The sequence below is a fragment of the Shewanella sp. cp20 genome (genome assembly GCF_000832025.1).
In the GTDB taxonomy this organism is placed as follows: domain Bacteria; phylum Pseudomonadota; class Gammaproteobacteria; order Enterobacterales; family Shewanellaceae; genus Shewanella.
Genome location: NZ_JPII01000028.1, coordinates 144,956 through 168,893, shown reverse-complemented (window position 1 = coordinate 168,893; position 23,938 = coordinate 144,956). Strand labels below are relative to the sequence as shown.

Genomic DNA, 23,938 nt, shown 5'->3' with positions numbered 1-23,938 from the left:
CCGCGAAGCGTTACTAACGATTGATCCGGAAGGTTACTGTGCAGCTCAGAATAAACAGCGCCATACAGCAATGCCAGAAATACCTGAATACCGACCTCAAAGACAAACTGGCCCAGGCCAAGATCAGCGTTCAGCTTTGTGGCCTCGCCCTCGCCTTCGCCCTGGTGGCCTCTGGCGTGATCATCCTCTTTCGACTTCTGCTGCAGTGGCTTAACCACCTCACTCAGACCCAAGAGTGGCAGTTTACTGGCAACTTAGGTGACTGGCGAGTCCTATTGCCACTTTTAGGGGCGATCTTAATCTGGTTTGTGGCCATTTTGGGATCTAAGCGCTACAAACGCATGGGGATCGCCTATGTGATGCAAAGGATGAAGCTGCACTACGGCAAGATCCCCCTGCAGTCCGCCCCGGGGCAATTTTTCCAGGCGCTGTTTGCCCTGGCGACCAACTTCTCCGTCGGCCGCGAAGGCCCGGCGATTCACTTGGGCGCGGTAAGTGCCAGCGTGATGGCGGAGAAGTTTAAGCTGCCCGACAACAGCGTGCGCATCATGTGCGCCAGCGGCATCGCCGCCGGTATCGCGGCCACCTTCAACGCCCCCCTGGCTGCGGTGATCTTTGTGTTCGAGGTGATACTGAGGGAATACAAGGTACATTACTTCTTCCCCATCATGCTCTCGGCCATCTGCGGCGCCCTCTCCAGCCAGCTGGTATTTGGCAATATCCACGAATATGACCAGATAGGGGTAAGTCATATCCCCCTGTCGCAATATCCTGTGCTGGCACTCTGTGGCATCACCTTAGGTTGTATCGCCGCCCTGTTTAATCACACCCTGTTGAAAGTCACCGCCAAGGGGCAGCAACATCCTCTGATCTTACGCCTGCTGCTCGCCGGGCTTATCACCACCATCATAGGCTTCTTCCTGCCCCAGGCACTGGGCAGCGGCGACTTAGCCATTAGCCACGCCATTAGCGAACACCCCAGCCTGTCACTACTGGTCGGCTTGTTGCTGGGGAAAATCATCGCCACCATCGCCGCCATTGGCCTGGGCATTCCCGGGGGCATCATAGGCCCGCTATTTGGCATCGGCGCCCTGATTGGCGCCATCTTGGCAGTGGTCAGCGCCATCTTGTTTCCCACCATCACCCCCTATGTGGGCCTCTACACCATCATAGGCATGACGGCCATGATGGGGGTCTGCCTCAGTGCGCCGCTGGCGGCGCTGGTCGCCCTGCTGGAGCTGACCAATAACGCCGCCATCATCTTGCCGTCTATGTTCGTGACTATTCCGGCGTTTCTGATCGCCCATCAGGCGTTCAATACCAAGTCGCTGTTCTACAAGCAGATAGAGTTGATGGGGCTAGACTATAAGGTCTCCTCGGTCAAGCTCGGCCTGCAGAAGAAGGGGGTGCGCGCCGTGATGGACAAGCGCTTCGTGATTGTAAGAGACAACGACGAGCTGCTGCTGGAGGTGCTCAAGCGCGCCGAGGGCCGCTCGGTATTGATGCAAAACAATCAGGGCCAGATGGAGATGTTGCACCTGGAGCTGCAGGTCTCCGAGGAGATGAGCACACTCACCCGCCATCCTATCGAAGGCGTCGTCGACACCGCTACCCTGAAGGAGGTGTACGATATTCTGTCCAAGGAGCGTCGCGGCGAGGTGTTTATCTATCAGGACAAGCGTGAAAATGTGGTCGGGGTGATCAGCTGGGTGATGCTGCAAAAAGAGATCAACCAGGGGCAGATATAGCAGGCGCCAGCTTTTATCAACCAGGCTGAGCGGCACCTGCTAAAGGCCTAAATAATTACAGCCTGCGCTTGAGTCGCTTCTCTATCTGACGCTTCTCCCAATTCGCGCCAAACAGGCTAAAGGGCTCGAATACCGAGATGGCATGCAGCACGGCCCCGCCGCCCCAGCCCAGCACGACCCACCAGACCCACATATAACCCGGGCTTATCATCAGATTCAGCAGATAAAGCAGTGGCAAGACAATCGCCATGGTCGCCAGATTGCTATAGAAGCCTTTCAGCTCTTTGACATACTCGATGGCGGCGCGCTCATCATGGCTCACGGGCTGCAATCTTTCCTCTGTTGCGTCCTTGGTTTGCTTATCCATTGTCGTATTCATATCCATCTCCTGTTGCAGCGCCTCCAGTGGCACCTCAAATACTGCGGCTAAAGATTTCAATGATTCGAGACTCGCCTTCTGACCACGCTCTATACGCTGTACGGTGCGCACGTTAAGGCCTGAATTCTGCGCTAGTTGTTCCTGCGACCAGGCCCGCTGAAGACGTAATTTACGAATGATCATTGTTTTCCTTAACCTCGTTTAATTGGAGATGCCAGCTTAGTCCTTGCCGATTTGTCCCACCACGGCGTCTAAGCGACTTGAGCACGACTGCTACACGACATAAGCACGACACGCCTATGACACTCATTTATTTTCAATAAGTTACAAACAAGAAACAAGCCACACACGATGGACAAACAGGCTTTGCCAAGCGGGTCGATGGCCAGTTAATTGCCCCTGCTTGATGGCCAATTTGGCCCGCAGGGCTTAGGCCGCAAGCCTTGGCCCAGCAAAGCTTGGGCCAACACGCAAATATGCTCGGCAAGTTATTCCACCGCCTCGCTATGTCTGGTATAGTGTCGCCTCAGCCACCCTACATAACTTAGGGCAAAATGACCATCTGCTTCGGCCATTTTGCCCCCCGAAATTGGAAATAAAGGCTGATGACTCAGTTTCAAGGTTCACACATCCTCTCGGTAAACCAACTCAATCTCGATGCCGTACAAGAGATCTTTAGCGTTGCATCGCGAATGACTCCCTATGCCCTCAGACAAAAACGTACCACGGTACTCGATGGCGCGATTCTGGGTAATCTGTTTTTCGAACCCAGCACCCGCACCCGGGTCAGCTTCGGTAGCGCCTTTAACCTGCTGGGCGGCAAGGTCAACGAAACCGTTGGCATAGGCACCTCATCGCTGTCGAAAGGCGAGTCGCTCTACGACACCGCCCGCGTGCTGTCGAGCTACTCGGATGTGATCGCCATGCGCCATCCCGATGCCTACTCGGTCAGAGAGTTTGCCGAAGGCAGTCGTGTGCCTGTGATCAACGGTGGCGATGGCCCCAATGAGCACCCGACCCAGGCACTGCTGGACCTGTTCACCATTCAGAAAGAGCTGGCCGCCGGTGGCCGCACCATCAGCGGCATGCACATTGCCATGGTGGGCGATCTCAAGTTTGGCCGCACAGTTCACTCGCTATCGCGCCTGCTGTGCATGTACAAGGATGTGAGCTTCACGCTAATCTCCCCCAAAGAGCTGGCAATGCCAGACTATGTGATCGATGACATTGAAAATGCTGGGCATAAGATCACAATAACAGATCAACTTGAAGGCAATTTAGATCAGGCTGATATACTCTACCTGACGCGTATTCAAGAAGAGCGTTTTCCTTCACAGGAAGAGGCCAACAAGTATCGTGGTAAGTTCCGATTAAACCACAATATTTACACACAGCATTGCAAATCGAATACAGTGATCATGCATCCGCTGCCTCGCGATTCTAGAGAGCAGGCCAACGAGCTGGACAACGACCTCAACAGTCATCCAAACTTGGCTATCTTCAGACAGGCAGACAACGGATTGCTTATCCGCATGGCGCTGTTTGCGTTGACATTAGGTGTTGATTCCCAGCTGGAACAACACGAATGTCCGGTAAATTGGTATTCACAAAAAGCCGATTTTTAATCTGGCAACGACTTTAAAGGATCTAGAATGACCCGTTCTGAAACCCTATTTGAGCAGGCTAAGAAAACTATCCCTGGTGGCGTAAACTCACCCGTGCGTGCCTTCAACGGCGTCGGTGGTTCACCACGTTTCATCGAGAAGGCTGACGGCGCCTACATCTATGATGCCGACGGCAAGGCCTATATCGACTATGTTGGCTCTTGGGGCCCGATGATCTTGGGTCATAATCATCCAAAGATCCGCCAGGCCGTGTTAGATGCGGTAGAAAATGGTCTCTCTTTCGGCGCGCCAACCGAACTTGAGGTGCGTATGGCCGAGAAGGTGATCGAGATGGTGCCTTCGATGGAGCAGGTTCGCATGGTGAGCTCTGGTACCGAAGCCACCATGAGCGCCATCCGTCTGGCACGCGGCTTTACCAATCGCGACAAGATCCTCAAGTTTGAAGGCTGCTACCACGGCCACGCCGACTGCCTGCTGGTTAAGGCCGGCTCTGGCGCCCTGACGCTAGGTCAGCCAAGCTCACCGGGCATCCCTGAAGATTTCGCTAAGCACACGCTGACCGCGGTTTATAACGAGCTGGAGTCGGTTAAAGCGCTGTTCGAGCAGTACCCAGAAGAGATCGCCTGTATCATCCTTGAGCCGGTTGCCGGTAACATGAACTGCATTCCGCCTATTCCTGGCTTCCTCGAGGGTCTGCGCGCCCTGTGTGACCAGTATGGCGCCCTGCTGATCATCGACGAGGTAATGACAGGCTTCCGCGTCTCTAAGAGTGGTGCACAAGGCCACTATGGCATTACCCCTGACCTGACTACCTTGGGTAAGGTGATCGGCGGCGGTATGCCAGTCGGTGCCTTTGGCGGCCGTAAAGAGGTAATGCAGTTTATCGCTCCTACCGGTCCTGTCTATCAGGCGGGCACCCTGTCGGGTAACCCTATCGCCATGTCGGCGGGTCTGGCACAGATGGAAGAGCTGTGCGCCGAAGGCCTGTATGAAGAGCTAGCGGCTAAGACCAAGCGTATCGCCGAAGGCTTCAAGGCCGCGGCCAACAAGCATGGTATTCCACTAAGCATCAACTATGTGGGCGGCATGTTCGGCTTCTTCTTCACCGAGCTGGAAAAGGTTACCCGCTTCGATCAGGTGACTCAGTGTGATGCAGACGCCTTCCGCGCCTTCTACCACGGCATGCTGGACGAAGGTGTTTACTTGGCACCGAGCGCCTATGAAGCAGGCTTCCTATCTATGGCACACGGCGAGAAGGAGCTGGAAGAGACTCTGGCCGCTGCCGACCGTGTGTTTGCCCGTATGGCCAAGTAACTCGCGCCGCGAGTGATATGACAGACAATGACAAAAGGACGCCTAGGCGTCCTTTTTTGTTACCCGGCGTTTATCGGCGATGCACGCAATGCTCAATTAAGGCCTAAGCTCAATTCACCCAACACCAATCAACCCGGCATCAATTCACCCGACATCAATTCACCCGACATCAATTCTCCCGACATCAATTCTCCCGAGATCAAGCGGCCTGTACAGGATAAACCTGGCCAGCTGCCGTTCGTAAATAAATTATTCCACCCTATCAGCCGCCGACAGTAGAGACTATCGTAACACGAGCGATTATCAGCAGGATAAACTAAGCTGCAGACATAGAGTGGTGAGAATTCAGCACCTTTCACCACAGATCCAAGGAATCAAAAAATATTCCGCTAGTTCAAAAGACTAGGCGTGCGCAAGATCGCATTTTCCAGCGAAATTAGACTAAGGTAACACTTGCGTATTATCTCATCCTATGGTCAGATCGCCGCCTAACACAACAACCTTAACCAAACCTTGATGTAAATCATACCGCCTCTACTCTGCCGAGCGAGATTTACTATCAGCCGTAGGAACAAATGTATGCTCAACATTTTCCTGATCACACTTGCTGTGCTAGCGCTATTAAGCATTATTTTTGAAGAAGTTACCCACATTAATAAGGCTAAAACCACCCTCTTTTTCGGCTGTATCGCCTGGATCACCTTATTTGTTGCGGCGCGGGATCCCAGCCACCAGCATCTAGTGGCAGAGGAGCTGGACCACAACCTGCTGGAAATCGCAACGCTCTGGCTCTTCCTGATGTCGACCATGACCTTCGTGGCCTACCTAAACGCCAAAGGCATGATTCAGATCCTGGTGCAAAAACTGTTTCCCCAGAAGGTCTCTGTGCGCATGCTGATGATCCAGGTGGCCCTCTTCTCCCTGGTACTGTCGGCCATCTGTGATAACGTGACCGCGACCCTGGTTTCGCTGGGCTTGTTGACCACCTTCCAACTCGAGAGCCAGATGAAGCGCCGCATGTCGGTACTCATCATCTTCGCGGTAAACTCGGGCGGTGTGGCGCTGATCACCGGCGATGTGACCACCCTAATGATCTTCCTCGGCGGCCACGTCCATATCTCACAGCTACTCCTGCTATTTATCCCGGCGGCGATCAGCGTCATGCTGCTGGCGGTACTCTTCTCGCTAAAGGCGGAAGGCCATGTGAGCACCACCCCCATCAAGCGTCAATACAGCAAGCTGGATGTATTTATTGCCCTCATCTTCCTGATCACCATCATAATGACCATGGTGCTCAATATCTTCTTCGGTATTCCGCCTGTACTGACCTTCCTGTCGGGCCTGTCGGTGATGTTCCTGATGGGCACACTGCAGCGCAGCAACAAGGAGGAGCTACAGATCCTCGAATATATCCGTCAGGTGGAGTTCGATACCCTGCTCTTCTTCTTAGGGATCCTGCTGCTGGTGGGCATGCTGAAAGAGATCGGCACCCTGCATCTGCTGACCGATGTGTATGCCAAGTTTGATCCTAACATCTCTAACTTCGTGACGGGTATCGGCTCGGCGATTCTGGATAACGTCCCCCTGACCGCGGCGCTGCTCAAAGCAGAACCTGTGCTTAACACCCCAGAGTGGTTAGGACTCACCTACTCGGTGGGCGTGGGTGGCTCGCTGCTGGTGATAGGTAGCGCGGCGGGTATCATCGCCATGAGTAAGGTGAAAGAGCTCACCTTCGTCACCTACCTCAAGTACGTACCTGCGCTGGCGCTGTGTTATACCTGTGGTTACGGCCTGACCCTGCTACTGGCCTACGAGTTTTACGGCTAGAGGTGTTGGCGACAGCCAAACATGAAAAAGGCGATGAATGATTCATCGCCTTTTTTGTATCATCAAAGCGCTCATGAGTCGCCCATAATGCTCGCTAGATAGCCGGCACCTTAAACTCTGTGCCCGCCACCTCTAACACCACGTCTCTTGGGCGTATCTCGACTATCTTGAGCTTACCGCCAATCATGTCACCCTGTTGTAACTCGGCGCCATCCACATTCAACCAGCGGTTCTTAGGATCGTTAGCATAGACATGGGCCAGAATGTTGAACTCGGGCACCTGTAGCTGGATCCCCGCCGGCAACTGACCATACTTTGGCAGCTCATCCGCTTGGGGTACTGGAATAGGATCTAGCTTAGGCTCGGTCACAGGTGTGGCGACGGCGTTCTCCTTCTCCACCTCCTTGAGCGCGGCCTCGAAGGCGGCCACCAGCTTGCTGGTATCCTTCACCGCGGGGCGCTGCTGGGCAGCAGGCTCCGGGAGCTGCTGCGACATCTGATCTAATGCCTGCTCCGAGCCCTGCTCTGCCACATAGGCCGACTCTAGGCCGACATCTGCAGCCGCTTCATCCACCTGGGCCTTTAGAGAGCTGAGTAGATCGCGGCCACGCTGATTGGCGTTGGCACCTAGGATAATCGGCTCCTCGCTGCTTTGAGCGCTCACATCGTCATTGCCTAGCGCCTTATTCCTGGCAACGCTTTGTATCTCGGCCGGCTGGCGCCTTGGCTGCGCCGCGACAGTCGCTGGGTTGCTCGCCTCGGCCCTGAGACTTGGGCGTTCCACCGGCACGGGCAGTGCGACCTTGCCCGCCAGCTTGATACCAGTCCCATTGCTGGCATCATTGCCTGACTGTGCACTCTGGCTTACAAGCGGCTGAGTAGTCTCTGATTTGACGGCCTTTGCTTCTATGGCCTTTGGTTCGGCGGCCTTTGGCTGAACAGCCTTGGATTGAACTGCCTGAGCTTGCCCAGCAGATAAAGACTCAGCCTGCCCTTGAGTGGCGAGAGATCCCTGACCACTTAGCACCCAGGCAAGGGCGATTGCCCCGCCAAGCCCCGTGCCCACCAGCCCCAACTTGACCACCAAAGGCCATTTGGGCTGCATCGCCTCATATTGGGCCCTAGGCGTGATCACAGGGTCTAGCTGCTGATCTTGCTGTTTTGCACGGGTCACCGCATCGAGAAGGATTGACATCAGTAACGCCCCTCGCCTTGCACTCTCCCCTGTAGTCCCTCTTGCAATCTTGGCCCCTTATCGCTGAGATAGAGGTTGAGTTGCACTAAGGTCTGGCTACCGGCGATGGCATCGGCGCGCAGGCCATGCTGACGCTGGAAGTCCATCAAGGACTGCTCGAGTTCGGCGTCGAAATATTGCACCAGGCGGGCAGGCTTGTTCTGGATCTGCGCCAGGGCATTCTCCAGCCACTGGATCTGCGCCTGAGCCGAGCCTCGGCCTATCTCCTTAGGCTGATAGCTTGGCGCCTGCCATAGGAGCTCGAAGGTGCCGGCAAAGTGACGGGTAAACCAGTCTCTGTCGACCCAAAGCTGTTGCTCCGCCAGTTGCAGCAACAGCTGCTCACCTTGGCGCGATACGACTGTGCCATAGAAAGGCTCGCCGCGCGCATCCTGCAGATAGACCACGGCTGGATAGTTGAGACGCACCAGCGAGTGCCAGTTGCCCTGCTGCTGGAAGCAATCAAGTCCCTGCTGCTTGGCCGACTGACAGGCGGTCAGGCCGACGTAGGGCGCCTTGTCCCACAGACCCAGTATGCTGGCATAGGCGGTATCTATGTTACGGCTCTGGGCGATCGCCTGACGCAATATCTGCTGATCGGCGCTCAGGCTGGCATAGGTCTCTTCGGCTTGCTGACGATTTGTCTGACTAGCAGGTCGCTGACCGACTTGTGTCTGGGCGGCTTGTGTCTGCGTCTCCGGTGTGAAACTACTTTGGCTTTGGCTCTGACCGGCTTGCTGCGTACTCGTCCCCGCGGGTTCACTGGCCTGTACTATGCCGCCTTGCCCCTGCAGATTAAAGAAGTAGAAGGCACCGGCAAAGGTCGCCAGGATAAGCGTTGCTGCGGTTGCCGGCCAAAGCAGTTTGCGCTGCTTGATCTCTTCCCCCAGGACTTCGCTGGCAGCGGTTCTCACCATGTTGGCGTCGATAGGCACCTTAGACTGGGCATAACCCGCCATCAGAGCACGCTCACACAATAGGTTAATCAGGCGCGGGATGCCGCCGCTGTATTGGTGTAGCACCTTGATGGCACTGCGATGAAACAGCGGCTCGTGACGGCCTGCCACCTGCAGCCTGTGCTGCACATAGAGGGCGATCTCCTGCTGAGTGAGGGGCAGCAGGTGATAACGAGCGGTGATGCGCTGGGCCAGCTGTCTTAGCTCCTGACGCTTGAGCAGCTGTTGCAGCTCGGGCTGACCGATAAGGATCACCTGCAACAACTTCTTGGTATCTGTCTCTAGGTTGGTCAATAACCTGAGCTGTTCCAGTACCTCGGCGCGCAGATGCTGCGCCTCGTCGATGATAAGGACGGTATTGCGCCCCTTCTCATGGTTGGTCAGCAAAAACTGACTCAGCTGATCCGTAAGCTGTTTCAGGGTCGGCGACTCACCATAGTGTACGCCCAGCTCGTCACACAGGGTGGCAAGCAGCTCGAGTTCGGTCAGCGAGGGGTTGAGGATGAAGGCGGTATCGGTATTCTCGGGCAGCTGCTTGAGCAGGCAACGTGACACTGTGGTCTTTCCCGTGCCCACCTCGCCGGTTAACAAGACAAAACCACCGGTTTCACCCAATCCATAGGTTAAATGTGCCAACGCCTCTCTATGTCTGTCGCTCAAGAACAGATAATGAGGGTTGGGTGCGATCGAAAACGGGTTATCGCTTAGTCCGTAAAACGCCTTGTACATGCCGCCTCAGTCCCAAAATAATAATGACGATTCAAATTAATCCCTAGGGGAGACGTTGTCAAAACTTCCCCCCATTTAATTGCGCCACAGCCGCGCCTAAAGCCAGCTATCAGCACGGCGAAAGGATGCGGCCCGACGACTTGCCATGATAAGCTTAGGCCAAATATAAAGTTATCCCTTGGTGAGACGTGAAGATCTATTTAGTTGGCGGCGCCGTCCGCGACCAGTTACTCAATATTCCCATAAAAGATCGTGACTACATGGTGGTAGGCGCCACGGCCCAAGAGATGCTCGACAAGGGTTATAGACAGGTCGGCAAAGATTTCCCCGTGTTTCTCCACCCCAAGACGCAACAAGAGTATGCCCTGGCACGCACCGAGCGCAAGACGGGTAAAGGTTATGGCGGCTTTAGCGTCTACGCCGCGCCGGATGTCACCCTGGAGGAGGATCTGCTGCGGCGCGATCTCACCATCAACGCCATCGCCCAGGATGAACAGGGGCAGATCTTCGACCCCTATGGCGGCAAAGAGGATATCGAGCGGCGCCTGCTCAGGCATGTGTCCGACGCCTTCGTAGAAGATCCGCTGCGGGTGCTCAGAGTCGCCCGTTTCGCCGCCCGTTTTCAGCCACAGGGATTCAGGGTCGCCCCGGAAACCATGGCGTTGATGCAAAAAATTGCCGCAAGCGGCGAGCTAGAGGCGCTAACGCCAGAGCGCGTGTTTCAGGAGCTGGATAAGGCGCTAGCCACCGAAGCGCCACAGGTATTCTTCGAGGTGCTCAGAGAAGCCGGCGGATTAGCCATACTGTTTCCCGAGATCGAGGCGCTGTTTGGTATCCCCCAACCCGAGCAGTATCACCCCGAGATAGATACCGGCATACATACGCTCATGGTATTAGAACAGGCGGCCAGACTCAGCCAGGACAAACAGGTACGATTTGCGGCTTTGGTACACGACCTGGGTAAGGCGCTGTCTCCCAAGGAGCACCTGCCTAAGCATCACGGCCATGGTCAAAAAGGCCTGCCGCTGATCCGCGCCCTGTGCGAGCGTTTTCGTGTCCCCAACGACTATCGGGATCTGGCACTCCTGGTGAGTGACCAACATCAGAATATCCATAACGCCTTCGAGCTGAGACCCGAGACCTTAGTCAAGTTGTTCGACAAGGCCGATCTCTGGCGTAAGCCCGAAAGGCTGCCGCAGCTGCTGCTCGCCTGTGAAGCAGACAGCAAGGGACGCACGGGTTTAGAGGACAGTCCCTACCCCCAAGGAGCCTATGTGCAGCACTGTTTTGAACTGGCGCGCGACGTCGAGATAAAACCTATCATAGAGGCGGGTTTTAAGGGCGCCGAGATCAAGGCACAGTTACAGAAGCTAAGGGTCGAGGCCATCGCCCAGTACAAGGGAAAAACCGCCTTAAATGCAAAGCCATAGCTAAGTGTTCGTTAAGTTTTAGTGATCATAAGCCAAAATTTGAGCAAAAACCCTCGACAGGCTTGATTTTGCACAATCATGAGATATTGTATTACGACCTTAGGGTGAAAATTCATAGCAATATAAATTGGCTATGACATAATTAACCAGTTGCAGTTGTACTTTTCGGCTGCTCCATTTCAATCCAACTTATTTAAAGGGATTTCCCAATGAACAAAAAAGTACTGATGATTGCTGGCGTAGCAATGACTGCCCTTCTTGGTGGTTGCGCAAACACTACTGCTCTAGAAGAAAGCGTTGCTAACCTAGGCAACAAAGTTGACCAGTTATCTGCTGAAGTTAGCTCTCTGAAGTCTGAGCAAGGTGCTCTTGCTGCTGACGTTAAAGATGCAAAAGCTGCTGCGATGGACGCACAAGCTGAAGCTAAGCGTGCTAACGACCGCATCGACAACATCGCTTCTTCTTACAAGAAGTAATGTGTCTGTATCGGCAACACACCTGTGTTGCCGATATATTTTCCCCCGACATCACCTCAAACTCGTTTCCCCAAGACTGAATATCCCCCCACGCTCCTAAGCCCCAGTTTTTCTCACTCATTTAAGCCAATCCTTTGCGCGAATCCTTTGAGCTAATCCTTTGCGTGAATCCTTTGAGCTAGTCATATGGCTTGCCTTATGAGACTGTCTTTTATACCACTCACAGTAAATATGTGATCAGAAATAGCGCAGGAAAAACGCTTGAGAACAAAGCAGGATTTTTAGATAAGTAACCTGAACTCTGGATAAGAAAGGCTATCATTCTTTGATTTGCATAATAGCAATATTATCTCATGACTCAGTGCGGCCATTTTAGATGCAAAACAAGGCAAAATCATAAGACAATAGCTGGTCTATTGCGTTGATTTTAACGACGTTAGGCGCTAAAAGAGCCGTGCTGAGAGACTTAGATTATCCGGAGTTGAGGTTAAGTAATTATTCTACAATTAAAAATACTAATACAGTTATCGAGCGTTTTAACAAGCTAGAATGATCAATTGTTTATTACGATTGGTATTAAACAAATCGTTTAAGCATTCAGACCTGGCCACCCCTCTTATTTCTTGACCTAAACTCGCTGATACTCGCGCCACACTAGCCTTAGAAAAACGCCCATAAAAAAGGCGCCCAATGGACGCCTTGATAAGTGAGCATGAGTCGCTCAACGCTAAACCTATAAAAGCTAGCCTAGGGGGTTACCTCTAAATCCTGAGACGCCGTCAGCGGTGGATGAGAGATCACCATAGGGATACCGTTCTGCGTCAGCAGGGCATCGTTTGCCCTAGTGTTGTCGACGCTTTCCTGACTGATAAACTTCACTACCTTGCTGCTCAGGCTGATCACCTTCTCTCGCGGCTGATCTTCCGTCTTTGACAGCGGCGAGTGCACCTCGATGATCTGACGACCATCGGGCTCCGAGGCGATCTTCACCGTTTGATTGATCACCCTTACGCTATCGCCATATTTGGCCTGGTGGAATAGCCACTCGATATCATCGGGATTAAGCCTGATACAACCGGCACTGACTCGCATGCCGATACCGAAATCCTTGTTGGTACCATGGATCAGGTAGCTGCCGTCGCCATAGGAGAGCTGCATGGCATACTTACCCAGCGGGTTATCAGGGCCAGCGGGCACCACGGGAGGCAATACCTCGCCGCGCTCACGCAGATGCTCGGCGCGCAGGCTCGCCGGCGGCGTCCAGCTCGGATTAGGAATACGCGCCTTGATCTTGGTGGTCATCTCTGGGGTTTCACGACCGATGCGACCAATGCCCACAGGAAAGACATGCACCTCACGGCCATTCTTAGGGAAATAGTAGAGACGCAGCTCTGGCAGGTTGATCACTATGCCCTTGCGGGGCACGTCTGGCAGCAGCATCTGGGTGGGGATCACCAACTCGGTGCCGGGTGTCGGCAGGAAAGGATCCACCCCGGGGTTAGTTTCCATCAACTCCAAGATACCGATATTGTATTTATCGGCGATGGTTTTGAAGTAGTCCCCCTTCTGAACCACATGGGTCTGCAACTCGCCGACGAGGCGACCGCCATTGGCTGGCAGGGAGTAGACATTGGCAAGTAACTGCAATGGCGCGAGACTCAAGATGAGCAACAGCAATTTACGCATCATCGAAACGGATTTCCAAAAATCGAGTTAAAGGTTTGGCTCAAAGGGTAACCCGAGCCGCCGGGATTTTCTAGTGGTGAATAATTGTACTTTCACCTAAGCATCTTTCGTCGCTAAGGTGAGATAGAGATCGATCTGAAGCGATTCAAAATTCTGCTGGGCGATCTGACGCTTTATCTTGTCATTGGCTCGCCAGGCAAAGGGGGTCATCTCCAGCAGGGTCAGCGCCTGCTCGCCGCTAAGTGCCAGGGAGTAGCTAATACGTTCGCTCGCCACCAGGCTTACCCCCTTAGGCTGCTGTGGCTCACCGCCCTTCTCGGTCAGGTTTGGATAGATAAACTCTCTTATCTGCCACAGATGACGCGGACCCGGCGATAACCACACAAATGTGCCGCCAGGCTTAAGCAGCCGCAGGGGCTCCTTGCCTTTGAGCGGCTTGTCAAACAGGCTCACCAAATCGAAACAGTCATCCGCGAAGGGCAAGGTCTTGAGCTGGCTCTGGATCAGGCAGGCTTCAGGCTGCGCCTTCGCCGCCACGAACAGGGCGTTATCCGCCTCGGCGACACCTGTCTGCTCAACAGCCAGGCCTAATGCCTTAAACACGCCATCGAGGGAGCGCAGGTAATAGCCTTCACCGCTGTCGATATCCAGATGCGACAGCCTAGCATCGCTTGGCAATAGATCGCCTAGCTGACGCTGCAGCGCCTCGATAACGGGCGTGAAGATCCCTGATTCCAACAAGAAATGTTTGGCGCGCATCAGCTGACGCGAATCGATATGGGGCTTCTTCGGTTGGCTGAACACCCAGTAACCCTGTGCCCCCTTATCGAAATGGTGTTTATTGGCGCAGTGCAGACCCTGAGAGTCTTGATGCACATTCATCGGCGCCTGGCAGAGGGGACACAAGTAATGACTCTTCATAGGACTCTCTTAAGTAAGATTGACTTATCGACCATCAGGCAAAAATCACCACACACAGGATAGCCCCCAAGGCGAGACGATAGATAACAAACGGCGTCATCCCCATGCGACTGATGATCTTCAAGAAGTAATGAATACAGAGATAGGCGGCAACGAACGACAGCCCAGTACCCAGTACCAGCGCCTGATAATCGATCGCCTCCTGGCTGGATAGCAAGTCTTTCACCACTAAGAGCGCGGCGCCCAGACTCACAGGTACAGACATCAGGAAAGAGAAACGCGCCGCCGCCTCGCGGCTTAGACCCAGTGCCAACGCCGCGGTAATGGTCGCGCCCGAACGTGAGGTGCCGGGGATCAGCGCCATCGCCTGGGCAAAACCGATCAGCAGAGCCTTCTTCCAGCCTACCTGAAACTCGCTAAAGCCTTCGCGGTTTAGCTTATCCGCCCACCAGAGCAATAGACCGAAGACGATGGTCGTAGTAGCGATCACCTCGATGTTTCTCAGATGGGTCGAGATGAAGTCTTTGGCGGTAAAGCCAAAGATCACCGCAGGAATGGTCGCCAGGATGATCCACCAGGCCAGCTTGCTCTCTTGGGTCTGCTTACGCGACACCAGGCTGCCGGTCCAGGCGGTAAACATGGAGAAGAGCTCGCGGCGAAAATAGATCACCACGGCAAGCAGCGACCCCGTATTCACCGCTACGTCGAAGGTCAGCCCCTGATCCTGCCAGTCGAGCAACTGAGCGGGTAAGATGAGATGCGCGGAGCTAGAGATAGGTAAAAACTCAGTCAGGCCTTGGATCAGAGCCAAAACAATTACCTGAAAAATATCCATGATTATCCTTTAAGATTTGGGTCGGGTAAGAAAAATTAATAAGACCATTGAAATTCGACAGGCCACAGCTTCTGCTGCGACTTATCATAATTGTCCCACAGGGTTTGGTAGGAAAGCTGCGCCACCGGGTGTACCCGCTCGGGGGCGATCTCCGCCAGCGGCCAGAGCACGAAGGCGTTGGTGGTGATCTCGGCGCGCGGCAGCGGGATTGGGGAGTCTGTGACTAGGTCGTCGTAGAGCAGCAGATCCAGATCCAGCGTGCGGGGACTAAACTTCTTGGCTCCCGGCAAACGACCATTGTCTGACTCTATCTGCTTGAACAAGGCCACCACCTCGGCGATGCCTAACTCGGTATCGGCGGCAACCACCATGTTGAGAAAATTGCTGCCGTCAAAACCGACCGCCTCACTCTCAAACACACTGGAGAGACACAGGTTATCGAAATGCGCACTTAAGGCCTTGAGGGCGGCATTGAAGTAGTCCTCTGGGTGAATATTACTGCCAATACTGATGAAGATGCGTGCCATAAGGTTACAGATGACCTCGCTCAATCTCGACACCCACCGCCTGGGCACTGGGGACGGCGCCGGGCTTCATCACCCTAACCTTTACCCAAGGCACATTAAATTCATCCATCACGCAATCGGCACACATCTGCGCCACCGTCTCGATAAGTTCTATCGGCTTCTCGGTGATCAGGGCCGTGAGCCGGTTAGAGACGGTTTCGTAACACAGGGCTTGTTGGTAGTCGTCATTGGCTGCCGCCAGGCTGTTGTCCCAGGCCATCTCGAGATCGATCAGCAGGTTTTGATGGATCTGCTTTTCCCACTCATAAATACCGATCACGGTTTCGACTTTGAGCTGTGAAATAAGTACCTTGTCCATGATGCCTCCCGATAGGCAAAAAATTAGGTAATAAAAGAGGTCTAATAAGCTACAACGACCAATATGGTTATAATGCCTCGGATCACACAGATAATCTGTGATTACCCCTTTCGTGCAGCCGAAAACCCAAGTAGGATAAGCGACTGTAATGACAACGAATCAGGGATTAGAAAACGGATGCCAAATCGCCCGTTATCATTACATGCCCAATCAACCAGTGCGTAAAATACAAGGTTTAATCAGCCGCCTCAATAACTAGGGCGGGATGATACCTTAAGAAGGATAAGGAAACCAATTTGAGCTTAACGCTGCTGACTCTAGCGATGATATTGACCGCTTACCTTGCAGGTTCGATATCCAGTGCCGTGCTAGTTTGTCGACTCAGAGGATTACCGGATCCTCGTAGCCAAGGCTCAGGCAACCCAGGGGCAACCAATGTGCTGCGCATAGGTGGTGCCAGTGCCGCCGCCATGGTTTTGCTGTTCGACATGCTGAAGGGCGCGGTACCCGCCTATGTCGCCTTCCGTCTCGGCGTCGACGCCGTCTCATTGGGGGTGATTGCCATCGCCGCCTGTCTGGGCCATATCTTCCCCATCTTCTTTAAGTTTAAGGGCGGCAAGGGTGTCGCTACCGCCTTTGGCGCCATGGCGCCTATCGGGGCCGACCTGTCACTGGCGCTGATCGCAACCTGGATTGTTATGGTGTTGATTTGTCGCTACTCGTCACTCGCCGCCATAGTCACTGCCCTGCTCGCCCCGGCCTATACCTGGTATTTCGACGAGCGCTTTACCGTGCCGGTGGCCATGCTTTCCTTGCTGATCATCATACGTCACAAGGAAAACATCCATCGCCTGCTCAAGGGCGAAGAATCTAAGGTCTCACGTAAGAAGCGCACCGACGGCAACTGAGCGGCAGAACGCCTCCCCCTTGGTCCCCTTGTTCCGCTTCGACCTCCCCGAAGCATGCCACTCGCTCAATCAAACCTCACAGACGCCAAGCAAGCGCGCAACAAAAAGCCCTTCTCTCGAAGGGCTTAAAGGCAAGAATAAGGCGTTATACCAATCACAGTAAGTATTTGATCAGAAATAGCGCAGGAAAAACGCTTGAGAACAAAGCAGGATTTTTAGATAAGTAGTTATTCTACAATTAAAAATATTAATGCAGTTATCGAGCGTTTTAACAAGCTAGAATGATCAATTATTTATTACGATTGGTATTAGATTACACCGGCGGAAGCGAGTCCAGCGGCCAACGTGGCATTCCCTTAACGGAAAGCGGCTCAAGCTGATCGGCCTTGAGGCGCTGCATGCCGGCATAGGCGATCATAGCGCCGTTGTCGGTACAGAACTCTCCTCTCGGATAATAGACCCTACCGCCGAGTCCCTGCATCATCTCCGCCAGACTCTCACGCAGTCGGCTGTTGGCACTCACACCGCCGGCGATCACCAAGCGATTATAGCCGGTCTGCTTCAGGGCGCGTTTACACTTGATGGCTAAGGTATCGACCACGGCCTCTTCGAAGGCGCGAGCGATATTGGCACGGGTCTGCTCATCATCGGGCTCATCGGCGATGGTGTTGGCGGCAAAGGTCTTCAGGCCAGAGAAGCTAAAGTCCAGGCCTGGGCGGTCCGTCATCGGACGCGGGAAGCGGTAGCAGTTTGGCTCGCCTTGGGCGGCCAGCTTGGCCAGTCTTGGGCCACCTGGATAATCCAGCCCCATCAACTTAGCCGTCTTGTCGAAGGCCTCACCGGCGGCATCATCCACAGATTCACCCAGCACCTGATAACGACCTATGCCTTCTACTGCCACCATCATAGAGTGGCCGCCAGAGACCAGTAGCGCCAGGAAGGGGAATTCGGGCACATCCTCTTCCAACATGGGCGCCAGCAGATGGCCTTCCATATGATGTACGCCTACGGCAGGTTTACCCCAGGAAAAAGCTAGCGAGCGCCCCACACAGGCGCCCACTAAGAGTGCGCCCACTAAACCTGGGCCCTTGGTATAGGCGATGGCGTCGATATCATCCTGGGTCGAATCAGCCTCTTTCAGGGCCTGCCTAATGAGCGGGATGATCTTGCGCACATGGTCGCGCGATGCGAGCTCAGGCACTACGCCACCGTAGTCGGCGTGCAGTTTCACTTGACTGTAAAGTGCATGAGATAACAGGCCTTTTTCGTCATCATAGACGGCGATACCTGTCTCATCACAAGATGTCTCTATACCTAAAACTCGCATTTTTCCTCATCAAGCTAAATAAAGTGGCGGCCAATTTTACCTGCTTGCCCGCGGAAATACCAATGGATTGCGCGCCCCTGTCGATTCACCCACTTATAAAGGCCAAGCCCAGATGCCATGGGGCATGCACCAGGAACCTTCACCTGGTCGGTCATGATAGGGACACAAGGAAATGCTAAACTTAAAGATGTTGCTCCGATAAAGGATCCCGAAAGGATCGCCATAAGGGGTTTACAAAAGGTCGACAGTCGGTATAGAATTCCGCACCATTTTTAAATTAACTTGGGTTAAGAAATTAACTCAATACAAACTACACCTAAGGGGTGATGGCGTATGCCAATTATTAAAGTACGTGAGAATGAACCATTTGACGTAGCTCTACGTCGTTTCAAGCGCTCTTGTGAAAAAGCTGGTATCTTAGCCGACGTTCGTGCTCGTGAATTCTACGAGAAGCCAACTACTGCACGTAAGCGCGCTAAAGCTGCTGCAGTTAAGCGTCTTGCTAAGAAGCTTTCTCGCGAAAACGCGCGTCGCGTACGTTTATACTAATCTCTTATGAGCCTAGTTGATCAGCTAAAAGACCAGATGAAGGAAGCCATGCGCGCCAAAGATAAGGTGCGTCTGGGAACAATTCGTATGGCACTGGCTGCCATCAAGCAGATCGAGGTGGATAACCGCGAAACGCTAAATGATGATCAAGCCATAGCTGTCTTAACCAAAATGGTTAAACAACGTCGCGACTCTATCGCTCAATATGAAGCGGCGGGTCGCAACGAACTAGCAGAAGCAGAAGCCGGAGAGATTCGAGTCCTCGAGACTTTCCTGCCTAAGCCTCTTTCTGAAGAAGAGGTTGCCGAGCTAGTCGATGCTACTATCCAAGCGGTAGGTGCATCATCCATGGCGGATATGGGCAAAGTAATGGGAGCATTGAAACCTAAGGTACAAGGGCGAGCCGACATGGCGTCAATTGGCGCTCTGATCAAGGCAAAACTCAAGTAACCTTAAGTTCGATGTATGAATGAGCCGTGCCTACGCACGGCTTGTTTGTTTCTACTCTTTCGGTTTAATTTCGCGAAAAGGCGGCATTTATACAGCAATGGCGATACCTCGTGAGTTTATTAATGAGCTTGTAGCTCGCACCGATATTGTCGATCTCATCGACGCCAAGGTCCCCCTGAAGAAGGCGGGCAAAAATCACTCTGCCTGTTGTCCCTTCCACAGCGAAAAGTCTCCCTCCTTTACCGTCAGCAGAGACAAACAGTTTTATCACTGCTTCGGCTGTGGCGCCCACGGCAATGCCATCGATTTCGTCATGGAATATGACAGGCTAGACTTTGTAGATGCCATCGAAGAACTCGCCGGCCGCTTAGGTCTGGAAGTGCCCAGAGAACAAGGCACGGGCAAACGTCGCGACGAGGGGCTAAGCCGTGGCCTCTATCAGTTGATGGAAGAGGCTAGCCGCTACTTTCAGAACCAACTGAAACAGCACACGGACAAGCAGAAGGTGATCGACTATCTCGCCCACCGAGGACTGTCCGATGAAGTGATCGAACACTTCAACATCGGCTTTGCCCCCGATGGCTGGGATGGTCTGCTGGGACGTTATCGCCAAAACCAAGATGCCCAGGACAAGTTACTCACCGCGGGCATGGTGATCGAGAACGACAGCGGCAAGCGTTACGACAGGTTTCGCGACCGCCTCATGTTCCCTATCCGCGATCGTCGCGGCCGGGTCATTGGCTTTGGCGGTAGAGTCTTGGGTGACGGTACACCGAAATACTTGAATTCGCCGGAAACGCCCATATTTCATAAGGGCTATGAACTCTACGGCCTGTATGAACTCAAACAGAGACACAGGGATCCCAATCAGATCCTGATTGTCGAAGGCTATATGGACGTGGTGGCCCTGGCTCAGTTTGGCGTCGACTATGCCGTCGCCTCCCTAGGCACCTCGACCACGGCAGATCAGTTCCAGCTATTGCTGCGCAGCGCCAAAGAGGTGGTCTGCTGTTACGACGGCGACAAGGCGGGTAACGAGGCGGCCTGGCGGGCGTTGGAAACTGCCCTGCCCCTGCTCAAGCCCGGCGATCAGGTGAAGTTTATGTTCTTGCCCCAGGGGGAAGATCCCGATTCTCTGGTGCGTCAGATAGGCAAACCGGCCTTCGAGCAGCTGATTGCCGAGGCCATGCTACTACCGGAATTTCTGTTCGATACCTTAGCCAACCGCTACGGCACGGACAAAGGCACCCTGGCTAAACAAGCCATGGGCCTGATAGAGAAAGTACAAGACACTGTTCTGCAGAGCCTATTGCTGGAGAATCTAGCCTACAAGCTCGGCATGAACAGTGCAGAAGAATTGCAGCGTAAACTCGGCTTTAAACGCATTGACGCAAATAAGCCTCTGCAAAACAAAGCGCTTAAGGGACGCGGTACCCCATTGCGATTGGCCATCGCCCTGTTGGTACAGCATCCGCACCTTGGCAATAACCTGCCGGTGCAGCCTGCGCTAAAACATATCAAGATGGCTGGCATAGATTTGCTCAGCCTCTTACTCGACAGAACTCGCGCCGAGAAGGTTAACAGCGCACAACTACTTGAACAGTTCAGGGGTGATCAACAATTAGACACCCTGAAAAAATTAGCCCAATGGGAGCATCAAGTGGCGGATGAAAACCTTCAGCAAGAGTTCAAAAAAGCCCTGATTTGGTTGAACAATCAATATATTGAGCAACGTTATCAGGAATTGAGCTTAAAACAGCACCATACTAAAGAAGAGCGGATGCAACTTAAAAAGCTCATTGCAGTGATCCAAGGGCAAGCTTAGAGCAAAATTTGTCTCATAAAGTAAACACTTGGACTAGCACAGCACAGTGCACACGGCTATAATTGACGATTTGCGCGGCACACATTGCCCGTCGTTGTAACAGTTACCCAACTTGGATGATATCTATGGAGCAGACTCCGCAGTCGCAACTCAAATTGTTGCTTGCCAAAGGTAAAGAGCAAGGTTATTTAACCTATGCAGAAGTGAATGATCACTTGCCTGCAGATATGGTCGATTCTGATCAGATCGAAGATATTATCCAGATGATTAATGACATGGGTATTCGCGTCTATGAGCAGGCGCCGGATGCCGATGAGATCATGATGTCTGAAGACAGCACCGATGAAGATGCTGCCGAAGAAGCTGCCGCAGCACTGGCTACGGTTGAAGCTGAACTGGGTCGTACCACAGATCCCGTACGTATGTACATGCGCGAGATGGGTACGGTAGAACTTCTAACTCGCGAAGGCGAAATCGTTATCGCCAAGCGTATCGAAGAAGGGATCAACACGGTTCAGGCGTCTGTAGCCGAATACCCTCAAGCGATCGCCATGATCCTTGAGCAGTACGACCGCTACGAAGCTGAAGAAGTCAGACTATCGGACATTATCTCTGGATTTGTTGACCCCAATGCCGAAGACGTGGCGCCAACGGCGACTCACATCGGCTCTGAATTGTCAGACGACGATCTCGACGATGAAGATGATGAGGGCGATGACGAAGATGATGACGGCGATGAAGACGATTCGCCAAAAGGCCCAGATCCGGAAGAAGCGCGCGAGCGTTTCACACAGCTGCGTGAAGCACATGAAAAAGCCTTAAAGATCATCGAGATTAAGGGTCGTGAACACCCTGAGTCGACGGCCGCCCTGTTCGAAATTGGCGAGATCTTTAAAGAGTTCCGTCTGGTACCTAAGCAGTTCGACCGCCTGGTGAAGAACATGCGTGAAATGATGGACAAGGTGCGTATTCAAGAGCGCCTCATCATGAAGCTGTGTGTCGAGCAGGCCAAGATGCCGAAGAAGAACTTCGTTAAGGTCTACACCTCTAACGAAAGCAGCATCGAATGGTTCAACGAAGAGATTGCCGCCAAGAAACCTTATGCCGAAGGGCTGGAGATGGTTGCCGAAGACGTGCAACGCTGCCGTGCCAAGCTCGATGCCATCGAGAATGAAACCGGCCTGGCCATTGCCGCCATCAAGGATATCAACCGTCGCATGTCTATCGGTGAAGCTAAGGCTCGCCGCGCCAAGAAAGAGATGGTTGAGGCTAACCTGCGTCTGGTAATTTCTATCGCCAAGAAATACACCAACCGTGGCCTACAGTTCCTGGATCTGATCCAGGAAGGTAACATCGGCCTGATGAAGGCGGTGGACAAGTTTGAATACCGTCGTGGTTACAAGTTCTCGACCTATGCGACCTGGTGGATCCGTCAGGCGATCACACGTTCGATTGCCGACCAGGCGAGAACCATTCGTATCCCGGTACACATGATTGAGACCATCAACAAACTCAACCGTATCAGCCGTCAGATGCTACAAGAGATGGGACGCGAGCCGTCACCGGAAGAGCTGGCCGAGCGCATGTTGATGCCGGAAGACAAGATCCGTAAGGTACTCAAGATTGCCAAAGAGCCTATCTCAATGGAAACCCCTATCGGCGATGATGAAGATTCGCATTTAGGTGATTTCATCGAGGATACAACCCTCGAGTTGCCATTAGACAGTGCGACCGGCGAGAGCCTGAAGAACGCCACTCACGAAGTACTTGCTGGCCTGACTGCACGTGAAGCCAAGGTACTGCGTATGCGTTTCGGTATCGATATGAACACAGACCACACCCTAGAGGAAGTGGGCAAGCAGTTTGACGTAACTCGTGAGCGTATCCGTCAGATCGAAGCCAAGGCACTGCGTAAGCTACGTCACCCGTCTCGCTCAGAGATCTTGAAATCTTTCCTGGATGAATAGACTCGCTAAAAGCAGCTAAGACAGACAGCTAAAACAGAGCCGAAAAGCCAGCCATAGTGCTGGCTTTTCTATTTTTATCTCCGCCTAACAAGCCGATTGCACAACAGATAAGCAGTTGAATTCAAAGTTCAGAATTCTTGCCAAATCGGTGGTGACAAGCGCTTTTAAACCTCGTATACTTCTTTGCGCTTTCGATAGTGACGACTATCTTAAGTCGGCCCCTTAGCTCAGTTGGTTAGAGCACACGACTCATAATCGTTAGGTCCACAGTTCAAGTCTGTGAGGGGCCACCAATTTAAAACAAAAAAGCCTGCACCCTGTGCAGGCTTTTTTGTTATCCGTATCGCCTCGTTCTAAGGCTTACCACGCCCAAGACTAACTCGGCACCTTGCCTCTGCCCTCCTGCTGCAACATAAAGCGCAACAGATCCGACTGACGTTTCAGCTGTATCTGGTTTTTCACCCTCGCCTGGGCGATCACTGCATTGAGCGGTTTATGGATAAAATCTACCGCTCCCAACTCAAAGCCACTCACCTGCTGCTCCTCGTCATTATGTGCCGAGACAAAGATCACAGCTATGTCCTGAGTATCAGACTGAGATTTCAGTTGCCGGCAGACCTCAAAACCCGACATGCCCGGCATCTCGATATCGAGCAACAACAGATCCGGCTTAAAGCTGTCGCACAGAGCGAGAGCCTCCTGGCCACTCAGGGCCGAGGCGATCTCATACTCCTTGCTCAATAGCTGCCTGAGAATGATGATATTGACCTGCATATCATCGACGATCAGTATTCTCCCCTTACGAGAAAAAACTAATGGAGACAATTTGTTATTCTGTTCCATTAACTACCTATCGACCTTTAATTG

General features: G+C 53.1%; 22 protein-coding genes and 1 tRNA gene. 13 read left to right on the top strand and 10 right to left on the bottom strand.

Annotated elements, in window-relative coordinates:
- Positions 1–38 precede the first annotated feature (38 nt).
- Positions 39–1,748, top strand: coding sequence for a chloride channel protein (locus tag DB48_RS10935; RefSeq protein WP_041510309.1), 1,710 nt, complete (start codon positions 39–41; stop codon positions 1,746–1,748).
- Positions 1,749–1,803: 55 nt separating this feature from the next.
- Here DB48_RS10935 and DB48_RS10930 read toward each other — a convergent pair whose 3' ends face one another.
- The gene (locus tag DB48_RS10930) at positions 1,804–2,310 is read right to left on the bottom strand and encodes a 2TM domain-containing protein (protein WP_041510308.1); all 507 of its coding nucleotides are present in this window, start codon (positions 2,308–2,310) and stop codon (positions 1,804–1,806) included.
- A gap of 422 nt (positions 2,311–2,732) precedes the next feature.
- Between DB48_RS10930 and DB48_RS10925 the strand changes: the two genes are divergently transcribed.
- From DB48_RS10925 to nhaD, 4 genes are all read left to right on the top strand, one after another.
- A complete protein-coding gene (locus DB48_RS10925; RefSeq protein WP_041510307.1) occupies positions 2,733–3,752 on the top strand; it encodes an aspartate carbamoyltransferase in 1,020 nt (339 codons plus the stop codon).
- A 27-nt stretch (positions 3,753–3,779) separates the two neighbouring features.
- Entirely contained in the window at positions 3,780–5,066 is a 1,287-nt protein-coding gene (hemL, locus tag DB48_RS10920; protein ID WP_041510306.1) for a glutamate-1-semialdehyde 2,1-aminomutase, read from the top strand.
- A 27-nt stretch (positions 5,067–5,093) separates the two neighbouring features.
- Positions 5,094–5,345, top strand: a complete 252-nt coding sequence (locus DB48_RS20105; protein WP_152619145.1) for a hypothetical protein — start codon at positions 5,094–5,096, stop codon at positions 5,343–5,345.
- Between the two features lie 300 nt (positions 5,346–5,645).
- Entirely contained in the window at positions 5,646–6,893 is a 1,248-nt protein-coding gene (nhaD, locus tag DB48_RS10915) for a sodium:proton antiporter NhaD (RefSeq protein WP_041510305.1), read from the top strand.
- Positions 6,894–6,987: 94 nt separating this feature from the next.
- On the opposite strand, the gene DB48_RS10910 is transcribed toward nhaD, so the two are convergent.
- Together DB48_RS10910 and DB48_RS10905 are read right to left on the bottom strand one after the other, a co-directional pair.
- Complete coding sequence (locus tag DB48_RS10910) at positions 6,988–8,088, bottom strand: general secretion pathway protein GspB (protein ID WP_041510304.1); 1,101 nt, start codon at positions 8,086–8,088, stop codon at positions 6,988–6,990.
- Positions 8,088–9,812, bottom strand: coding sequence for an ExeA family protein (locus DB48_RS10905; RefSeq protein WP_041510303.1), 1,725 nt, complete (start codon positions 9,810–9,812; stop codon positions 8,088–8,090). Before DB48_RS10905 ends, DB48_RS10910 begins: the two co-directional genes overlap by 1 nt.
- Before the next feature lie 188 nt (positions 9,813–10,000).
- Between DB48_RS10905 and DB48_RS10900 the strand changes: the two genes are divergently transcribed.
- Both DB48_RS10900 and DB48_RS10895 read left to right on the top strand, forming a co-directional pair.
- Positions 10,001–11,242 (top strand): multifunctional CCA addition/repair protein, encoded by a 1,242-nt coding sequence (locus tag DB48_RS10900; RefSeq protein WP_041510302.1) that lies wholly within the window; start codon positions 10,001–10,003, stop codon positions 11,240–11,242.
- Between the two features lie 209 nt (positions 11,243–11,451).
- Positions 11,452–11,718 (top strand): Lpp/OprI family alanine-zipper lipoprotein, encoded by a 267-nt coding sequence (locus tag DB48_RS10895; protein ID WP_011864811.1) that lies wholly within the window; start codon positions 11,452–11,454, stop codon positions 11,716–11,718.
- Positions 11,719–12,465: 747 nt separating this feature from the next.
- Here DB48_RS10895 and DB48_RS10890 read toward each other — a convergent pair.
- The 5 genes from DB48_RS10890 to folB all read right to left on the bottom strand — a co-directional run bounded on the left by DB48_RS10890 (position 12,466) and on the right by folB (position 16,045).
- Positions 12,466–13,407, bottom strand: coding sequence for a L,D-transpeptidase family protein (locus DB48_RS10890; protein WP_052813755.1), 942 nt, complete (start codon positions 13,405–13,407; stop codon positions 12,466–12,468).
- A gap of 93 nt (positions 13,408–13,500) precedes the next feature.
- The gene (locus DB48_RS10885) at positions 13,501–14,325 is read right to left on the bottom strand and encodes a putative RNA methyltransferase (RefSeq protein ID WP_041510301.1); all 825 of its coding nucleotides are present in this window, start codon (positions 14,323–14,325) and stop codon (positions 13,501–13,503) included.
- Positions 14,326–14,359: 34 nt separating this feature from the next.
- The gene (locus tag DB48_RS10880) at positions 14,360–15,160 is read right to left on the bottom strand and encodes an undecaprenyl-diphosphate phosphatase (RefSeq protein ID WP_041510300.1); all 801 of its coding nucleotides are present in this window, start codon (positions 15,158–15,160) and stop codon (positions 14,360–14,362) included.
- Positions 15,161–15,195: 35 nt separating this feature from the next.
- A complete protein-coding gene (folK, locus tag DB48_RS10875; protein ID WP_041510362.1) occupies positions 15,196–15,687 on the bottom strand; it encodes a 2-amino-4-hydroxy-6-hydroxymethyldihydropteridine diphosphokinase in 492 nt (163 codons plus the stop codon).
- A gap of 4 nt (positions 15,688–15,691) precedes the next feature.
- Positions 15,692–16,045, bottom strand: a complete 354-nt coding sequence (gene folB, locus DB48_RS10870) for a dihydroneopterin aldolase (RefSeq protein ID WP_041510299.1) — start codon at positions 16,043–16,045, stop codon at positions 15,692–15,694.
- Positions 16,046–16,341: 296 nt separating this feature from the next.
- Here folB and plsY point away from each other — a divergent pair, with 296 nt between their 5' ends.
- On the top strand, positions 16,342–16,953 hold the full coding sequence (gene plsY, locus DB48_RS10865; protein WP_082035626.1) for a glycerol-3-phosphate 1-O-acyltransferase PlsY: 612 nt from the start codon (positions 16,342–16,344) through the stop codon (positions 16,951–16,953).
- 313 nt (positions 16,954–17,266) lie between these two features.
- On the opposite strand, the gene tsaD is transcribed toward plsY, so the two are convergent.
- Positions 17,267–18,280: a tRNA (adenosine(37)-N6)-threonylcarbamoyltransferase complex transferase subunit TsaD gene (tsaD, locus tag DB48_RS10860; RefSeq protein ID WP_041510298.1), complete on the bottom strand. Its 1,014-nt coding sequence runs from the start codon at positions 18,278–18,280 to the stop codon at positions 17,267–17,269.
- A gap of 333 nt (positions 18,281–18,613) precedes the next feature.
- On the opposite strand from tsaD, the gene rpsU reads away from it, so the two are divergent.
- The 5 genes from rpsU (at position 18,614) to DB48_RS10840 (ending at position 23,364) form a co-directional block, all read left to right on the top strand.
- Positions 18,614–18,829 carry a 30S ribosomal protein S21 gene (gene rpsU / locus DB48_RS19910; RefSeq protein WP_006080725.1) on the top strand — a complete coding sequence of 72 codons (216 nt, stop codon included), beginning with the start codon at positions 18,614–18,616 and terminating at the stop codon, positions 18,827–18,829.
- 6 nt (positions 18,830–18,835) lie between these two features.
- On the top strand, positions 18,836–19,279 hold the full coding sequence (locus DB48_RS10855) for a GatB/YqeY domain-containing protein (RefSeq protein ID WP_041510297.1): 444 nt from the start codon (positions 18,836–18,838) through the stop codon (positions 19,277–19,279).
- Positions 19,280–19,376: 97 nt separating this feature from the next.
- A complete protein-coding gene (gene dnaG, locus DB48_RS10850; RefSeq protein WP_041510296.1) occupies positions 19,377–21,104 on the top strand; it encodes a DNA primase in 1,728 nt (575 codons plus the stop codon).
- Positions 21,105–21,229: 125 nt separating this feature from the next.
- Positions 21,230–23,071: an RNA polymerase sigma factor RpoD gene (rpoD, locus tag DB48_RS10845; protein ID WP_152619144.1), complete on the top strand. Its 1,842-nt coding sequence runs from the start codon at positions 21,230–21,232 to the stop codon at positions 23,069–23,071.
- A 216-nt stretch (positions 23,072–23,287) separates the two neighbouring features.
- A tRNA-Ile gene (locus DB48_RS10840) sits at positions 23,288–23,364 on the top strand.
- Between the two features lie 82 nt (positions 23,365–23,446).
- Here the strand turns inward: DB48_RS10840 and DB48_RS10835 are convergent.
- A complete protein-coding gene (locus DB48_RS10835; RefSeq protein WP_052813754.1) occupies positions 23,447–23,914 on the bottom strand; it encodes a response regulator in 468 nt (155 codons plus the stop codon).
- Positions 23,915–23,938: the final 24 nt, after the last annotated feature.

What these genes read in the sequence shown, in the direction of transcription:
- dnaG (WP_041510296.1), top strand. Translation starts at nt 19,377, where the DNA reads ATGGCGATACCTCGTGAGTTTATTAATGAGCTTGTAGCTCGCACCGAT.
- DB48_RS10895 (WP_011864811.1), top strand. Translation starts at nt 11,452, where the DNA reads ATGAACAAAAAAGTACTGATGATTGCTGGCGTAGCAATGACTGCCCTT.
- DB48_RS20105 (WP_152619145.1), top strand. Translation starts at nt 5,094, where the DNA reads ATGACAAAAGGACGCCTAGGCGTCCTTTTTTGTTACCCGGCGTTTATC.
- DB48_RS10835 (WP_052813754.1), bottom strand. Translation starts at nt 23,914, where the DNA reads ATGGAACAGAATAACAAATTGTCTCCATTAGTTTTTTCTCGTAAGGGG.
- DB48_RS10930 (WP_041510308.1), bottom strand. Translation starts at nt 2,310, where the DNA reads ATGATCATTCGTAAATTACGTCTTCAGCGGGCCTGGTCGCAGGAACAA.
- folK (WP_041510362.1), bottom strand. Translation starts at nt 15,687, where the DNA reads ATGGCACGCATCTTCATCAGTATTGGCAGTAATATTCACCCAGAGGAC.
- DB48_RS10910 (WP_041510304.1), bottom strand. Translation starts at nt 8,088, where the DNA reads ATGTCAATCCTTCTCGATGCGGTGACCCGTGCAAAACAGCAAGATCAG.
- hemL (WP_041510306.1), top strand. Translation starts at nt 3,780, where the DNA reads ATGACCCGTTCTGAAACCCTATTTGAGCAGGCTAAGAAAACTATCCCT.
- DB48_RS10925 (WP_041510307.1), top strand. Translation starts at nt 2,733, where the DNA reads ATGACTCAGTTTCAAGGTTCACACATCCTCTCGGTAAACCAACTCAAT.
- nhaD (WP_041510305.1), top strand. Translation starts at nt 5,646, where the DNA reads ATGCTCAACATTTTCCTGATCACACTTGCTGTGCTAGCGCTATTAAGC.
- rpoD (WP_152619144.1), top strand. Translation starts at nt 21,230, where the DNA reads ATGGAGCAGACTCCGCAGTCGCAACTCAAATTGTTGCTTGCCAAAGGT.
- folB (WP_041510299.1), bottom strand. Translation starts at nt 16,045, where the DNA reads ATGGACAAGGTACTTATTTCACAGCTCAAAGTCGAAACCGTGATCGGT.
- tsaD (WP_041510298.1), bottom strand. Translation starts at nt 18,280, where the DNA reads ATGCGAGTTTTAGGTATAGAGACATCTTGTGATGAGACAGGTATCGCC.
- DB48_RS10855 (WP_041510297.1), top strand. Translation starts at nt 18,836, where the DNA reads ATGAGCCTAGTTGATCAGCTAAAAGACCAGATGAAGGAAGCCATGCGC.
- DB48_RS10890 (WP_052813755.1), bottom strand. Translation starts at nt 13,407, where the DNA reads ATGATGCGTAAATTGCTGTTGCTCATCTTGAGTCTCGCGCCATTGCAG.
- rpsU (WP_006080725.1), top strand. Translation starts at nt 18,614, where the DNA reads ATGCCAATTATTAAAGTACGTGAGAATGAACCATTTGACGTAGCTCTA.
- DB48_RS10885 (WP_041510301.1), bottom strand. Translation starts at nt 14,325, where the DNA reads ATGAAGAGTCATTACTTGTGTCCCCTCTGCCAGGCGCCGATGAATGTG.
- DB48_RS10905 (WP_041510303.1), bottom strand. Translation starts at nt 9,812, where the DNA reads ATGTACAAGGCGTTTTACGGACTAAGCGATAACCCGTTTTCGATCGCA.
- DB48_RS10880 (WP_041510300.1), bottom strand. Translation starts at nt 15,160, where the DNA reads ATGGATATTTTTCAGGTAATTGTTTTGGCTCTGATCCAAGGCCTGACT.